This is a genomic window from Chryseobacterium polytrichastri, from assembly GCF_900142445.1.
Taxonomy (GTDB): domain Bacteria; phylum Bacteroidota; class Bacteroidia; order Flavobacteriales; family Weeksellaceae; genus Chryseobacterium; species Chryseobacterium polytrichastri.
In genome coordinates this window covers 19,282-35,107 of sequence record NZ_FRAV01000013.1, presented here as the reverse complement: position 1 = coordinate 35,107, position 15,826 = coordinate 19,282, and the positions used below count along the sequence as shown (strand labels likewise).

11 protein-coding genes are annotated in these 15,826 nt (G+C 35.2%); 9 read left to right on the top strand and 2 right to left on the bottom strand.

From position 1 onward, the window contains the following. Positions 1-112 precede the first annotated feature (112 nt). Positions 113-2,380: an aconitate hydratase gene (locus tag BUB80_RS09795; RefSeq protein ID WP_073292752.1), complete on the bottom strand. Its 2,268-nt coding sequence runs from the start codon at positions 2,378-2,380 to the stop codon at positions 113-115. Between the two features lie 320 nt (positions 2,381-2,700). After that, positions 2,701-5,481, bottom strand: a complete 2,781-nt coding sequence (locus tag BUB80_RS09790) for a bifunctional aconitate hydratase 2/2-methylisocitrate dehydratase (protein ID WP_073292751.1) — start codon at positions 5,479-5,481, stop codon at positions 2,701-2,703. A 448-nt stretch (positions 5,482-5,929) separates the two neighbouring features. Here BUB80_RS09790 and BUB80_RS09785 point away from each other — a divergent pair, with 448 nt between their 5' ends. From BUB80_RS09785 to BUB80_RS09745, 9 genes are all read left to right on the top strand, one after another. Beyond that, positions 5,930-6,700, top strand: a complete 771-nt coding sequence (locus tag BUB80_RS09785; RefSeq protein WP_228433756.1) for a WG repeat-containing protein — start codon at positions 5,930-5,932, stop codon at positions 6,698-6,700. Between the two features lie 276 nt (positions 6,701-6,976). Then, positions 6,977-9,091 (top strand): TonB-dependent receptor, encoded by a 2,115-nt coding sequence (locus BUB80_RS09780; RefSeq protein ID WP_073292749.1) that lies wholly within the window; start codon positions 6,977-6,979, stop codon positions 9,089-9,091. Between the two features lie 151 nt (positions 9,092-9,242). Next, positions 9,243-10,007 (top strand): HU domain-containing protein, encoded by a 765-nt coding sequence (locus BUB80_RS09775; protein WP_073292748.1) that lies wholly within the window; start codon positions 9,243-9,245, stop codon positions 10,005-10,007. Next, complete coding sequence (locus BUB80_RS09770) at positions 9,995-10,516, top strand: acyl-CoA thioesterase (protein ID WP_073292747.1); 522 nt, start codon at positions 9,995-9,997, stop codon at positions 10,514-10,516. The genes BUB80_RS09775 and BUB80_RS09770 overlap by 13 nt, the downstream gene beginning before the upstream one ends. Before the next feature lie 166 nt (positions 10,517-10,682). Beyond that, positions 10,683-11,063, top strand: coding sequence for a GxxExxY protein (locus BUB80_RS09765; RefSeq protein WP_073292823.1), 381 nt, complete (start codon positions 10,683-10,685; stop codon positions 11,061-11,063). A 48-nt stretch (positions 11,064-11,111) separates the two neighbouring features. Then, positions 11,112-12,041 carry a 2-hydroxyacid dehydrogenase gene (locus BUB80_RS09760; RefSeq protein WP_073292746.1) on the top strand — a complete coding sequence of 310 codons (930 nt, stop codon included), beginning with the start codon at positions 11,112-11,114 and terminating at the stop codon, positions 12,039-12,041. 241 nt (positions 12,042-12,282) lie between these two features. Further along, positions 12,283-13,539 carry a serine hydrolase domain-containing protein gene (locus tag BUB80_RS09755; RefSeq protein ID WP_073292745.1) on the top strand — a complete coding sequence of 419 codons (1,257 nt, stop codon included), beginning with the start codon at positions 12,283-12,285 and terminating at the stop codon, positions 13,537-13,539. Positions 13,540-13,564: 25 nt separating this feature from the next. Beyond that, entirely contained in the window at positions 13,565-15,331 is a 1,767-nt protein-coding gene (locus tag BUB80_RS09750) for an Ig-like domain-containing domain (RefSeq protein ID WP_073292744.1), read from the top strand. A 7-nt stretch (positions 15,332-15,338) separates the two neighbouring features. After that, a complete protein-coding gene (locus BUB80_RS09745; RefSeq protein WP_073292743.1) occupies positions 15,339-15,797 on the top strand; it encodes a heme-binding domain-containing protein in 459 nt (152 codons plus the stop codon). Positions 15,798-15,826 lie beyond the last annotated feature (29 nt).

The window sequence follows — 15,826 nt, the reverse complement described above, 5'->3', positions numbered from 1 at the left end:
TTTTCTTTTTTAATCAATAATAGGGATATTGAAACTACAAAATTTTGGAAAGTCTCAAATAAAAAAAGCAACTTCAATTGAAGTTGCTTTTTAGGATCTATTAATCTAACAATTAATGTTCTTGTCTTTTGATTAAGTTCAGCGCAGAACCTGCCTTAAACCAATCAATCTGTTGATCGTTATACGTATGATTTGCCATGATGATGTCTTTAGTTCCATCAGCATGTACAAATTCTAACGTTAGTTGTTTTCCTGGAGCGAATTGATCTAGATCTAAGAAGTTAACGGTATCATCTTCCTTAATTTTATCATAATCAGCCTCATTAGCGAAAGTTAATCCCAACATTCCTTGTTTTTTAAGGTTTGTTTCATGGATTCTCGCGAATGATTTTACCAATACTGCTTTTACACCAAGGTGTCTTGGCTCCATGGCAGCATGCTCTCTTGAAGAACCTTCACCGTAGTTTTGATCTCCCACAACAATCGTAGGGATTCCTGCAGCTTTGTAAGCTCTCTGTACAGCAGGAACTTCACCGTGCTCACCCGTTAATAGGTTTTTTACACTGTTTGTTTCCATGTTGTAAGCGTTTACAGCTCCAATCAACATATTGTTTGAGATATTATCTAAATGCCCTCTGTATTTCAACCATGGTCCAGCCATAGAAATGTGGTCGGTTGTACATTTTCCGAAAGCTTTAATTAAAACTCTGGCACCTACAATGTTTTTTCCGTCCCAAGCAGGGAATTCTTCTAACAATTGAAGTCTGTCTGAAGTTGGGCTTACGTTTACAACTACTGAAGATCCGTCTGCAGATGGAGCTTGATATCCATTATCATCTACAGCGAAACCCTTTTCAGGTAATTCAAAACCCTTTGGCTCATCTAGTTTGATTTGCTCCCCGTTCTCAGCAGTTAAAGTATCTGTGATAGGGTTGAAGTCTAATCTTCCTGAGATAGCAATAGCAGCCACCATTTCAGGAGAAGCTACGAATGCATGAGTATTTGGGTTACCATCTGCTCTTTTTGCAAAGTTTCTGTTGAAAGAGTGAATGATTGAATTTTTTTCTCCTTTTTCAGCGCCTTCTCTGTCCCATTGTCCGATACAAGGTCCACAAGCGTTGGTGAAGATTCTTGCGTTTTCAAATTTTCTGAATGAATCTAAGAAACCGTCTCTTTCTGCAGTGAATTTCACTTGCTCAGATCCAGGGTTGATTCCTAAAATAGCTTTAGGCTTAACACCTTTTGCAACCGCATCTTCAACGATAGAAGCTGCTCTTGAAAGATCTTCATAAGAAGAGTTGGTACAAGAACCGATCAATGCCCATTCTACTTCAATAGGCCATCCGTTTGCTTCCGCTTTAGCTTTAAATTCAGAAACTGGAGTTGCCAAATCCGGAGTGAAAGGTCCATTCAAGTGAGGAGCCAATTCAGAAAGGTTAATTTCAATAACTTGATCGAAATATTGTTCAGGGTTAGCATAAACTTCAGCATCACCCGTTAAGTGTTCAGCAATAACGTCTGCAGCATCCACAACATCTTGTCTTCCTGTAGAAGCAAGATATCTTCTCATAGAATCATCATATCCGAAAGTTGAAGTGGTAGCTCCAATTTCAGCACCCATGTTGCAGATTGTGCCTTTTCCTGTTGCAGATAAAGACTGAGCACCTTCTCCGAAATATTCTACGATACATCCTGTTCCTCCTTTTACGGTAAGGATTCCTGCTACTTTTAAGATAACGTCTTTTGCAGAAGTCCAGCCAGACATTTTACCGGTTAATTTTACCCCGATAAGTTTAGGCATTTTAAGCTCCCAAGCCATTCCTGCCATTACATCTACTGCATCAGCACCACCAACTCCGATAGCAACCATTCCTAATCCTCCTGCGTTTACCGTGTGAGAGTCGGTTCCGATCATCATACCTCCTGGGAATGCATAATTTTCTAGGACAACCTGGTGAATGATTCCGGCTCCTGGCTTCCAGAAACCAATTCCATATTTATCGCAAACAGAGCTCAGGAAGCTGAAAACTTCTGAGTTTTTATTAATACCTTCCTGTAAATCTGATTCTGCACCTACTCTCGCCTGAATCAAGTGATCAGCGTGAGCAGTTGAAGGAACAGCCACTTTAGCTTTTCCAGCCTGCATAAATTGTAAAAGCGCCATCTGTGCCGTTGCATCTTGCATAGCAACTCTGTCTGGTGCAAAATCTACGTAAGAGTTTCCTCTTTCATGTGCTGATGTAGCATTTCCTTCCCACAAGTGGGTGTAAAGGATTTTTTCTGAAAGTGTAAGAGGTTTTCCCACGATTTGTCTTGCCGCAGCAATTCTTTCTGGGTAACGCTCGTATACTTTTTTGATCATGTCAATGTCGAAAGTCATATCTATTTTAATTTTTCTTTTCCAATAATTTTTTCTCCGGTTTTAAATTAAAATTAAAGTCGGAAATTTCCTTTAATACAAACTCATCAAATTCCGTTCCTACCATCTATAAAGTGGTATAAATAAGATGAATAATTAATATTATTTATACCTATCAAGTTAAGGAAAAAATAATTTTTGAGTTGTTGACATAGGTTAAAATAATATTAACGACTCTTAAATGGAAAGGTTCTAAATAAAAAAAGAAAGATTTTAATCCAATGGACTAAAATCTTTCTTATATAAGTTAAAACAGTCTTACGACTTATCGTTAAATTCTATTAATGGCCAACCTGAACCAACTCCTTAATAGGTGGAGCAAATTTAGTAAGGTCAATACCTTCAACAGCTGTTTTGTACTCGTCGATATTAGGAATTCTTCCCATGATCGCAGAAAGTACAACAACCGGAGTTGAAGCCAATAGAGATTCTCCTTTTTTACGTTCAGAATCTTCCACAACTCTTCCTTGGAAAAGACGGGTAGAAGTAGCTAAAACAGTGTCCCCTTTTTCCGCTTTTTCCTGGTTACCCATACAAAGGTTACATCCTGGACGTTCAAGGTACATCATGTTCTCGTATTGTGTACGAGCTTCACCTTTTGGAGTGTTGTCGTTAAATTCGAAACCTGAATATTTTTCTAAAAATTCCCAGTCACCTTCAGCCTTTAATTCATCAATGATATTATAAGTAGGAGCAGCTACCACCAATGGAGCTAGGAATTCTACTTTACCATTTTGTTTTTCAAGGTTTCTAAGCATTTGAGAAACGATTTTTAAATCTCCTTTGTGAACCATACAAGATCCTACAAATCCAAGATCAACTTTTTTCTCGCCTCCGTAATACGTAAGGTCTCTGATGGTATCGTGAGTATATCTCTTAGAAACATCATCATTGTTTACATCTGGGTCAGCAATCATTGGTTCAACGATTACATCAAGATCTACAACAACTTCAGCGTAATATTTAGCATTAGCATCAGGAGTTAAAGCAGGCTTATCACCTGATCTGATTTCCTCGATTCTTTTATTAGCTTTATTAATTAATCCTTGAAGAACTTGGTTGTGATTATCCATTCCTTTGTCGATCATGATCTGGATTCTGCTCTTAGCAATTTCCAATGATTCAATCAAAGTATCATCTTCAGAAATATTGATTGAAGCTTTAGCTTTCATTTCTGCAGTCCAGTCTGTAAATGTAAACGCTTGGTCAGCAGGAAGTGTTCCGATGTGAACTTCAATAATTCTACCTTGGAATACGTTCTCCCCATCAAATTGCTTCAACATCTGAGCCTGAGTTGCGTGAACTACATCACGGAAATCCATATGCTCTTTCATATCTCCTTTGAAAGTCACTTTCACAGATTCAGGAATTGGCATTGAAGCTTCACCTGTTGCTAAAGCTAAAGCTACTGTTCCAGAGTCAGCTCCGAAAGCAACACCTTTAGACATTCTTGTGTGAGAGTCACCACCGATGATGATTGCCCATTCGTCAATCGTAATATCGTTAAGAACTTTGTGAATAACGTCTGTCATTGAATGATATTCACCTTTCGGGTCACGTGCTGTGATTACTCCGAAATCGTTCATGAATTTCATTAATTTAGGAATGTTTGTCTGAGCTTTTTTATCCCAAACAGAAGCAGTATGACATCCTGACTGATAAGCTCCGTCAACAATTGGAGAGATTACCGTTGCAGCCATAGATTCCAATTCCTGAGCAGTCATCAAACCTGTTGTATCCTGAGATCCAACAATGTTTACTTCTACACGAACGTCAGAACCTGCATGTAATAATTTACCTTCTGTAACACCAACGGCATTTCTGTTGAAGATCTTTTCAACTGCAGTAAGACCTTGTCCTTCGATAGAAATTTCTTTAGATGGAGCAAAAACAAGAGGCGTTTCAATTCCTAAAAGTTTTGCGGCAAATGTTTGTAGTTTTTTACCAAATACGATGGCATAAGAACCACCCGCTTTGATGAACTCTAATTTTTGAGGAGTAAATGATTTTGAAATATCTTTCAATTCAACATCTCCGTTATATAATTTCTTTTCTTTAGTATTGATTGTTAAAACTGTTCCTGTAGCTACAGAATAAGCTTCTTCTAAAACGATGTCACCATTCTCGTTACGAACAGGGTTTCCATTTTCGTCTAATTTTTTTACCCAGTTTTGAAGGTCGATTCCGATACCTCCTGTTACGTCCACTGTAGTAAGGAAGATTGGAGAAATACCGTTTGTTCCCCCAACAATCGGAGCAATATTTACAAATGGAATATATGGGCTTGCTTGTTTACCTGTCCAAAGAGCTACGTTGTTTACCCCAGACATACGAGATGAACCAACACCCATTGTTCCTTTTTCTGCAATAAGCATTACACTTGCATCAGGATGTTGAGCCTGTAAAGCTTTGATTTCCTCTTGCGCCTGAGGAGTAATCATACATTTACCATGCAATTCACGGTCTGATCTTGAGTGCGCTTGGTTACCCGGAGAAAGTAAATCTGTAGAGATATCACCTTCACCAGCGATAAATGTTACAACCTTTACTTCTTCAACAACTTCTGGAAGTTTTGTGAAGAACTCAGCCTGTGCGTAGCTTTCAATGATTTCTTTTGCGATTTCGTTACCGCTATTGAATGCTTCCTTCAGACGGTTAGTGTCTGCGTCATAAAGGTAAACCTGTGTTTTAAGAACGTTTGCAGCTTCTTTAGCAATAGAAATATCATTTCCTAAAGCAAGATCCAGCAATACTTCAATTGAAGGACCTCCCTTCATGTGAGATAATAATTCAAAGGCGTAAGCCGGAGAGATTTCTTCTACAACTGATTCACCTAGAATGATTTCTTTTAAAAATTTAGCTTTTACACCAGCCGCGCTTGTCGTTCCTGGTAATGTGTTATAAATAAAAAAATTAAGAGAGTCTGCCCTGTATTCATTAGCTGTATCTTTAATTTGCGAAATAATTTCGCTTAATAATTCAGCACCATCAATTGGCTTTGGATGAAGTCCTTGGTCTTTTCTTTCTTCAATCTCTTTAATGTAATCCTTATAAATATTCATATAGAAGTCTTTTCAATGTTAAAAGTAGAGTTTGCTACTTTTCTTTACAAGTCTGTATAAATATTCAATGCTATTTTGAGCGCTCGCATTTAGATACACATTATAGACCCGAGTAAAGTCAGCATAATCTACACCTTTTTTTAAATGTGAGATAATATATTGTTATAAAAAGGGGAGCATAAATAGACTTTTTTGAAACTGTAATTGGTTTACCTGAAATCTTTCTTGTCGCAAAACTCTCTTTCGAAAACGTTTATCTACTTTTTTGATTCTATCTGTATCAAGTGTTGTATCTTAAAAACGCTTTTAAATTATCAAACAATTAAAAAATTGTTCCCAAAATTACGAATTTTTAATATTTTATCAGGAGGATATTATTTAGATTCTTTATAAATATGAATTTTATATTTTCTATTTTTAGCCGTATTTTTACAAGCAAATGATGAGTATGAAAAAAATAATTAATTTTCTGACGGTGTTTATTTCGATTTTTATTTTTTCCCAGGTAAAACCGGTGAAGAAAGTTCCTGTAAAAAAAGCACCAAAGAATACTGTTAAAAAGGCTCCTGAAGAGGCTAAGCCCAATCCTGAACTGGTGGTTATTAATAAAGATCTTCCTGTTTTAATTCCAAAAAAGAAAGATGGGAAATTCGGATATATTAACCAAAATGGTAAATTTATCATTCAGCCGGAATATCATATTGCCGTTTTTTTTGCTGAAGATTGTAATCTTTTAAACTCTCCCAACGAAAAGATCAGGAAATTTGGCACAAAAGAATATGCCACTGTTGAAAAAGATTTAATATCCTATCGAGTTGATCATGCAGGAAAAAGAGTGTATCAGTTCAAAGATGCTGATCTTGGACAATGCAAATTTGGGGACTATAAACAACAGCTATATCAGGCTTATATTTTAAATGGTTTTTATGGTATCATTGAAAAAGCAAAATTTGTAAATGCGGCAGATTATCGTGATTATCAAATTTACCCTCAATATCAATATTTATTTATCATGGAAGGGGATGATGTGGCAGATCCAATGATTGTAGCTTCTCAGAATGACAGATTTGGTGTGATTGATGTTAATAATAAAATAGTTATTCCTTTCGAATATTCTAATATCAAAAGGAATTTCAGCTGGAAATTGGGTAAAATGTTTGATGTTACTAAAGACGGTGTCAATTACTATTACATTGATGCTAATAATAAAGAATATTAATGATTTGAGTGTTTTTAAGACTTCATAATTTCCTTTCCTGAATTCAAAGCAGATATCTCGTACATTTTTTGTAATTTCGCGGCTGAAATAAAGGGGTGCTGTAACAAGCTGAGATTATACCCAATGAACCTAGAACGGATAATGCTGTTTAGGGAAATTAAAAATGAGCAATAAGTAATAGATCATGAGTCATTCTCAAATTATTACTTATTACCAATTACTCATTATCGATCATAATCCGCCCCTTTTATTCATTAAATTTTAAAAATTTATAGAATGAAAGGATTATTTTTTTTAGGGCTTACCGTAGGCTCTTTTGCTTTTATACAAGCACAAAACACTGATTCCTTAAAAATAAAGGAAATTGAAGCGGTCAACTTTACCAAAAGACTTCCTGTTGCTAAGGAGATTATTAATGTTCAAAAAGATTTAGACAGTAGAAATCTTGGACAGGATTTACCCATGTTGCTTAAAAATCAAACTTCAATTATTTCGACTTCCGATGCCGGAAATGGAGTAGGATATACAGGTTTTAGGATTCGTGGTGTTGCCGGAAGAGGAATAAATGTAATGATGAATGGCGTTCCGTTCAATGATTCTGAAAGTCAGGGAACGTTTTTCGTGAATGTTCCGGATTTAACGAGTTCGGCATCACAAATTGTTATTCAAAGAGGGGTTGGGACTTCCAATAACGGGGTTTCTGCTTTTGGAGCGAGTATTAATGTGATCTCAAAAGATCCTGAAGACAAGCTTTATTTTAAAACGGATGACAGTTATGGATCATTCAATACCTATAAATATTCTGCTGAGGTAGGTTCAGGGAAATTCTGGAAAAACAGACTTTCTGTGATGGGAAGATATACCAATATTCATTCTGATGGATATATCGACAGAGCTGCATCTGATCTGCATTCATACAATTTTACTGCACTTTTCGAAGAAGGTAAAACGAGAATTCGTTTGATGGCTTTTGGAGGGAAAGAAAAAACGTATCAGGCATGGAATGGAATAGACCGAAAGACTTGGGAAACAGACCCGAAGTTCAATTATTCAGGAGCTATTCTTGATGCAGACAAAAATATTATTGGGTTCTACGATAACGAAACAGATAATTACAGACAAAACCATTATCAGCTACTTTGGGAGCAGAAGTTCAGTGATCATTGGAATCTAGAAACAACTTTGCATTACACAAAAGGGAAAGGCTACTATGAAAACTATAAGCAGAATGCTAAATTTTCGAAGTATAACCTACCCAATATAATAGAAAACGGACAAACATTACAGCGTACAGATTTCATCAGAAAAAAATGGTTGGATAATGATTTCTACGGAATGGTTTCAACGCTTTATGGAAAGTTTGAAAACCTTGACCTTAATTTTGGAGCAGTCGCCAATCAATATTACGGAAGACATTTTGGAAATGTGACAGGTGTATTTTTACCGCAGATTAATGAAAGTGAGTATTACAGAAACCGTTCTGTGAAAAGTGAAGTGTCTGGTTTTGCAAAGGCTTTGTTTAAAGTAAATAATTTTGAATTCTTCGGAGATCTACAGCTTCGAAATATAGATTATGATATCAAAATAATACAGGCTGGTGATGGTGAAGGGGGTAACTTGACAAAGAACTGGTTGTTCTTTAATCCAAAAGCTGGGGTGAATTACAGAATAGGAAACGGAAAGGTCTTTTTATCTTATGCGCACGCTCAACGTGAACCGAACAGAGATGATTTATTAGCTGATAATAATGTGAAAGCGGAAAAGCTTCATGACTTTGAAGCAGGATTAGAAAAGCAATTCGGGATTTTATCTGTTACGGCCAATTTATATTACATGTATTATGTTAATCAGTTGGTTTTAAATGGAGAGCTGAATAATGTTGGGGCATTCATCAGAACAAATTCTGGAGAAAGTTACAGAAGAGGAATCGAGCTTGGTGCGTTGGCTAAACTTTCCAAACAATGGGAGATCTCAGGGAATGTAAGTCTTAGCCAGAACAGAAACCTTGATTTTAAAATAGAAAATGCATCAGGAATTAAAGATCTAGGAAATACACAGATTTCTTTCTCCCCGGATGTGATTGCGAATGTAGGATTGAAATTTAATCCAAATAAGAATTTCCAGTTTGCATTGATGAACCAATATGTTGGAAAGCAATATTTAGATAACGTTGAAGATGAAAATTTGCAGCTGAAAGATTATCTTCTGACCGATTTTAATGCGCAGTATCAATTCAAGATTGCAAATAATGACGTTGCATTAAAGCTATTGGTGAATAATATTTTCAATAAAAAATACGTGAATAACGGAGCAGTTTCTGAAGGACAGCCTTTCTATTTTTCTCAGGCAGGAACTAATTTTATGTTCGGAATAAGCTGGAAAATTCAATAGTAAATAGGTAAAGATAACTCAGAATTGTTTTCAATACCTCAATAAAGACATTTAAACAAGTAATATTATATTTTAGAGACTGTTTCGGCAGTCTTTTTTATGTCAATAAATCATCTAAAAAGTCATGGAAAAGTTATAAATTTGCCATCAAATGAATATTTCAGCTTACATTTTAGAATATCTGAAACAATTTGGTACTGTTACAGTTCCAAGCTTTGGTGTATTTTCTCTTGAGAATTCTAAAGCAATTATCAACTCCGAAAACGGAAGTATCCTTCCTCCGGCAAGTCAGATTGCTTTTACACCTGACTTTGAGATTCAATCTGATGATTTAATCGCTTTTATTGCAGAACAAAAGCAAATGTCTTTTGCCGCGTCGAAAAGTGACTTAAAAATTCAGACCGATTTTTGGAAGAAAAAACTTCAGGCAGAACAGACTTTAGAAATTCAGAATCTCGGGACGGTCTTTATTGAAGAAGGCCATACCCATTTTAAAGGAAAGAGAATAGAATCCGGACATCCTGATTTTTATGGATTGGAAGAGATTAAATTTTCTGATATTAAAACAAAAGATAAATCCGTTGTTTCTGAAAAATCCGGAAAAGAATATAAATTCAGCAAATCACTTCTTTGGATCTTTTTAATCGTTATTCCTATTTTAGGAATCGTTTATCTGGCTTTTACGAACCAAGAACTCCTTTTTGGGAAAGAATCTTTTAAGAAAGAAAAAGACTCAATCAAGGTTAATGCAAAACTATCAGTATTGGTAAGAGACACGGTAAAAGTAGATTCTACCAAGATGAAGATGGCAGATTCTGTGAAAACGTTGAAAAAAGATTCAATCGTAAAACCTGTTGTAAAAGCTGTTCAAATTCCAACAACCCCAAACAAGACTAAGGCTACATGGCAAAAATAAAAAAAGCGTCAGAATCTCTGACCATCATGACTAATATCGTACTTCCTAACGAAACCAATTCTTTAAGAAATCTTTTTGGAGGTGAATTACTAGCAAAGATGGACCGTTGTGCGTCTATTTCTGCAGCAAGACATTGTGAAAGAAGAGTGGTTACGGCTTCTGTGAATCATGTTTCTTTTCATCACCCGATTCCGGAAGGAGGAATTGTGATTTTAGAGTCTAAAGTTTCAAGAGCATTTTCAACTTCTATGGAAGTGTATGTGGATGTTTGGTTGGATGATCCAATCACTCAAAAGAAAACGCATAGCAATGCTGGAATTTACACTTTCGTTGCTGTAGATGAGTTTAATCGCCCAATTCCAATTCCTGAAATGGTTCCCGAAACGGAAGAGGAAAAAGAAAGATTTGCTGCTGCATTCCGTAGAAAAGAATTGTCATTAATTCTTTCAGGAAGAATGAAACCATTGGAATCTGTGGAGCTGAAGAAGTTATTCCAAGAGCCGAGTTAAAACGCAAATAACACAAATGTCTTTCACAAATTTTCACAAATAGTTTAGTGTTATTCGTGAACATATTTGTGAATAGTGTTTAAAAATAAAAAACACAACTAGTAAACACAAATTCCCACAAATGATTTGTGTTTATTTTTAAGATGAAAAATATATGAAAACAGATATTTCAGAAAATGATATATCACGAATTGTCTATGAAACAGGCTACTTAGTTCATAAGGTTTTAGGTCCTGGACTTTTAGAAAGTGCATACGAAGAATGTATGTTTTATGAGCTTAATAAAAGTGGTCTGTTTGTAGAAAAACAAAAGCCGATGCCTTTGGTTTATAACGAAGTGAAGCTAGATATAGGATATAGATTAGATTTATTAATTGAAAGTAAATTTGTTTTAGAAATAAAATCTGTTGAATCTTTGAATGATGTACATTTAGCACAAATCCTTACCTATCTCCGTTTAAGCAATTGCAAGCTAGGTATGCTAATAAACTTCAATACTCTACATTTTAAAAATGGAGTAAAAAGAGTGATCAATGGCACATTGTAAATTGGTGTCATTTGTGAAAATAATTTGTGCCATTTGTGTTTAAGAATTATGAAAATACTACTTTTAGATAAAAACCATCCTTTAATTACTGAACAGCTTTTAGCGAAAAATTTCACATTGGAAGAAGATTTTTCTTCGTCTTATGATGAGGTTTGTGCTAAGATTGAAAATTACAACGGAGTGATTATCAGAAGCCGAATTCCTTTAGACCAAAACTTTTTGGAGAAAGGGAAAAATCTGAAATTCATTGCAAGAGTAGGAGCGGGGATGGAGAATATAGATATTCCTGTTGCTGAAAAATTGGGGATTCAATTGATCAATTCTCCTGAAGGAAACAGAGATTCTGTTGCAGAACATGTTGTTGGAATGTTGTTGATCTTAATGAACCGACTTTTCATTGCTTCCCAGGAAGTGAAGAACGGAATTTGGTTGCGTGAAGAAAACCGAGGTGATGAATTATTAGGAAAAACAGTTGGACTTATCGGTTATGGAAATATGGGGAAAGCTACGGCGAAAAGACTTTCCGGTTTTGGCTGTAAAGTGATATTCCATGATATTCTACCAGATCTTTCTGATGAATATGCAACACAGGTTTCTTTGGCAGAATTAAAAGAAAAAGCGGAGGTTTTAAGTTTGCATATTCCTTTGACAGATTTGTCATATTATTTAGTTGACGGACCATTCCTTTCTGATATGAAAAATGATTTCTATTTCGTAAATACAGCGAGAGGAAAAAACATAGAAACGAGAGCTTTAGTTGAAGCGTTGAAATCTGGAAAGGTAAAAGGAGCATGTCTTGATGTTTTGGAATATGAAAAGTCTTCTTTCGAAAATATTGAAACAGAAAATGAAGAGTTACAATATCTTTTAAGTTCTGAAAAAGTAATCGTTACGCCTCATATCGCAGGTTGGACGCATCAGAGTAAAGAGAAACTGGCGCAGGTTATCGTTGATAAGATTGTTGCTCAGTTTGTTTAAATAAATCTCGTTGAGGTACTTCAACTTTGCTCAGCATGATGTCGCTATAACTATTCTGTTAAAAGTAAACGGGTAGTATTAGGAATGTCATGCTTAGCGAAGTCAAAGCATCTATAAAGAAAGTTATCATTTTACAATTTCCCGATTTTGCTCCTGTTTATGTTAAATAATTCATAATATGTAACAAGACTTCAATATTTATTTTGAGTTTTATTAAATTGCCCGCTCATTTTTGAAACTCATGAAGAAGCGTAATTTTGTCCTTGTTTTATCCGTTTTTTTACTAATTTTTTCTTGTAAAAAAAAATCCGAATCCAAAGAATCTGTCACTGAAAACACCACCAACCTTCCTAATTATGGAAGTGTAGATTTGGCTAATGTTTTCACAAAAGGCGACGGGCAGCTTCCTAACAAAGCTTCTCTTGTTCGTTATATCGATCAGTATTATAAAAAAGTTTGGGAAGCGAGCGATCTAAGCGGCGGAATATTAGTGGCCAAAGGCGATGATATCATTTATGAAAACTACAGAGGTTTCGGAAGAGCAGGAGGGCAAATGCCAATTGATAAAAATACACCTTTGCATGTAGCTTCAGTTTCTAAAACATTAACTGCAATGGCAATGATGAAGTTAATAGAAGCTGGGAAAATAAAATTTTCGGATCATTTAACTCAGTTTTTTCCAGGATTTCCTTATCCGAATGTAACGGTTCAGACTTTATTAGACCAAAGAAGCGGGCTTCCGAAGTATGAGTATTTTATTACTAAAATTCCACAAGCAGCGCCAGAGCTTTCTAAACCTTATATTACGAATCAGGATGTATTGGATATGATTATTAAATACAAGCCTGATTTAGCAAGAGATACAGACACAGGTTTCATGTATTGTAATACCAATTTTGCATTGCTGGCTTTGTTGATAGAGAAAGTTACAAAAACACCTTTTCCACAAGCTATGAAAGAAATGGTTTTTACACCATTGAAAATGAATAATACCTATATCTTTCAGGAAAAAGATATTCCTACAGCATCACAATCTTTTTATAACGGAAATAAGCTATATCCTTTAGATAGGCTGGATCTTATTTATGGCGATAAAAATGTATATACAACGCCAAGAGACCTTTATAATTTCTCAAAAGCAATGTTTTCAAAAGAGTTCTTAAAGCCTGAATTGATGGAAATGGTTTTTGCTCCTCACAGCAATGAGAAAGCGGGAATGAATAATTATGGACTCGGGTTCAGAATGAAAATTTTTGATAACGGTGAAAAGTTAACCTATCACAATGGTTGGTGGCACGGAACAAACTCTGTTTTTGCGCATTTATTAAAATCAAAAGTGACCATTGTTGCTATTGGAAATAAATATTCAAACAAAGTATATACAGCCCTTGCTTTATCAGGTTTGTTTGAAGATTTCCCGGTACAGAAAGATAAGCTTCACAGCATCATGAATGACAATAAAGATTCTTTAAATGGCGGGCAGGATGTTCCAGAATAATGTTTACTTTTGCTTAAACATATTCATGAAAAGACTTCTTCTATTATTTATTATAGGTTTTCTTGTGCAGTCGTGTGCAAGGGTAGGCTCGCCGGTTGGTGGACCTAAAGATTCTTTAGCACCTAAATTTTTAAGCTCAAATATTGATACAACAAGAATTAATGTTAAAAGAGATATTCGCGAACTGCGTCTTGATTTTGATGAATACATTACGTTGAAAGACATCAATAAAAACTTAATTATTTCTCCACCCATTAAAAATATCAAGCGGATTTTACCTTCAAATATTGCCAATAAATTTATTTTGATCCAGTGGACGGATACTTTAAAAGCCAATACAACATATAATTTCAATTTCGGAAACTCAATTGTTGATAATAACGAAGCGAATATTCTGCGTTATTTCAATTTTGCTTTTTCTACAGGAGATAAATTAGATGATCTGTATATCAGTGGTGAAGTAAAAGATGCATTAGCTATCAAAAAGCAAGCTTCCGGGACCGAAAATAAACTGGTTGTTGGTTTGTATCAGGTAAAAGATACCATTAACTATAAGCAAAAACCTTACTACATCACTAAAGTAGATGCTGATGGTTATTATGAACTGAATTATCTGTCACCAGGAAAATATAAGATTATTGCTTTTGAAGATGAAAACGGAAACTCAATGTATGATCCCGGAAAGGAAAAGGTTGGTTTTAAGAAGGAGGTTATAGATGTAGAAAAGTCTATTTCAGGATTGAATTTAAAAGTTTATCCTTCTAAAAAAGCATTGAAATATGTTGAGATGAAAGAAATGCCGGGAGGAGTGATGATGGCATTTGAAGGCCATCCTAGTGAAGTGAAAGTTAAGCCTTTGAGCGAAAAAATTAAAGATTACAAAATTACTCATACTCCAAAATCTGATACCGTAAGAGTTTGGTTTGATGCGGTGAAAAGTGATGTTGGGCAAACCGCAACGGAGAATTTAAAGTTTGGGTATAATGCCGACCAGAAAAAGGATACGCTTTATAATGCCTCGCTGTTTTATAAATACAATGCGAAGAGTACTATGGAGATCAATAGTGATAATGGAGGTGGAATGTTACCTCCGAAAACTGATTTCAAGATCACCTCAAATTATATCATAGATAAAATAAACCCTGAAAAGTGGGTGTTAAAAAGTGATAGTTTAACCACTCAGGATTTTACAGCTCAGATTTCTGAGACGAATCCGTATCAGATATTAATAAAATCAGATTTTATTGTCGGGAAAAAATATCAATTAACGGTTCCTAAGACTACGGTTTCTTCTTTCTACGCTAAAACTTCGGAATCAAAACGTTTCGATTTTGAAGCTGATAAACCGGAGAATTATGGTAGCCTGACATTTAAATTAGAAAATGCTCCTACCTCCAACTATTGGATTCAGTTATTAGATCCATCAGAAAAGGTTATTTATCAAAAATATACAAAAGGAGACGAAATAAAATTTGCTATACTGAAGCCTGCTGAATATATCGTAAGGATATTGGTAGATAATAATGACAATAAATATTGGGATGAATCAGACTTCCTCAATGAGGTTTTTGCTGAAGATTCTTATGTCTATTATAAAGTTGCTCTTATAAGGCCGCTCTGGGATACTAATGAAACCTGGGATTTAAAAGATACCAGAACGTTAGACAGCCCTAAAATTTCTACACCTTCTAAAACGGCGGTTCCGAATGAAAATAAGGATAAACCTGTAAAACAAGATGCAAATAATCGTGAGTTGAAATCAGGAGATGCTATTTTAACTCCAGTGAAGTAAGAAAATTATGAAGACCGCAAAAAAAATTGTGTTTTGGACATTAGTAACTTTTGCTATAATCCAGTTTATTCCAATCGATAGAGTTAATAAACCTGTAGATCATGCTGTGAATTTTGTTGAGGCAAAGAATACCCCGGAAAAGATTCGTGAATTGATAAAAGGGGCTTGCTATGATTGTCACTCTAATGAAACAGTATATCCCAAGTATGCTTTTATAGCACCTGTTTCGTGGTCTGTAAAGAGCCACGTTAATGATGGTAGAGAACGTCTTAATTTTTCTATTTGGGGTACTTATAATAAAGAACTGAAAGAAAGTATGCTGACGAGAGCTGCTGAGACGGTGCAAAATAAACTAATGCCTTTGCCTGGATATATTGTTTATCACAAAGAGGCCAATTTAACTGAAGCACAAAGAAAGCTATTGTCTAATTACTTTGAAGAAATGCTTAAGAATAAATCGTATTAACATAAAAAAAACGTCTCCAAGTCTGGAGA

Bases quoted from the DNA above. Each gene is read 5' to 3' on its own strand.
- BUB80_RS09750 (WP_073292744.1), top strand. From the start codon at position 13,565: ATGAAAAGACTTCTTCTATTATTTATTATAGGTTTTCTTGTGCAGTCG.
- BUB80_RS09760 (WP_073292746.1), top strand. From the start codon at position 11,112: ATGAAAATACTACTTTTAGATAAAAACCATCCTTTAATTACTGAACAG.
- BUB80_RS09775 (WP_073292748.1), top strand. From the start codon at position 9,243: ATGAATATTTCAGCTTACATTTTAGAATATCTGAAACAATTTGGTACT.
- BUB80_RS09755 (WP_073292745.1), top strand. From the start codon at position 12,283: ATGAAGAAGCGTAATTTTGTCCTTGTTTTATCCGTTTTTTTACTAATT.
- BUB80_RS09785 (WP_228433756.1), top strand. From the start codon at position 5,930: ATGAAAAAAATAATTAATTTTCTGACGGTGTTTATTTCGATTTTTATT.
- BUB80_RS09745 (WP_073292743.1), top strand. From the start codon at position 15,339: ATGAAGACCGCAAAAAAAATTGTGTTTTGGACATTAGTAACTTTTGCT.
- BUB80_RS09780 (WP_073292749.1), top strand. From the start codon at position 6,977: ATGAAAGGATTATTTTTTTTAGGGCTTACCGTAGGCTCTTTTGCTTTT.
- BUB80_RS09770 (WP_073292747.1), top strand. From the start codon at position 9,995: ATGGCAAAAATAAAAAAAGCGTCAGAATCTCTGACCATCATGACTAAT.
- BUB80_RS09790 (WP_073292751.1), bottom strand. From the start codon at position 5,481: ATGAATATTTATAAGGATTACATTAAAGAGATTGAAGAAAGAAAAGAC.
- BUB80_RS09795 (WP_073292752.1), bottom strand. From the start codon at position 2,380: ATGACTTTCGACATTGACATGATCAAAAAAGTATACGAGCGTTACCCA.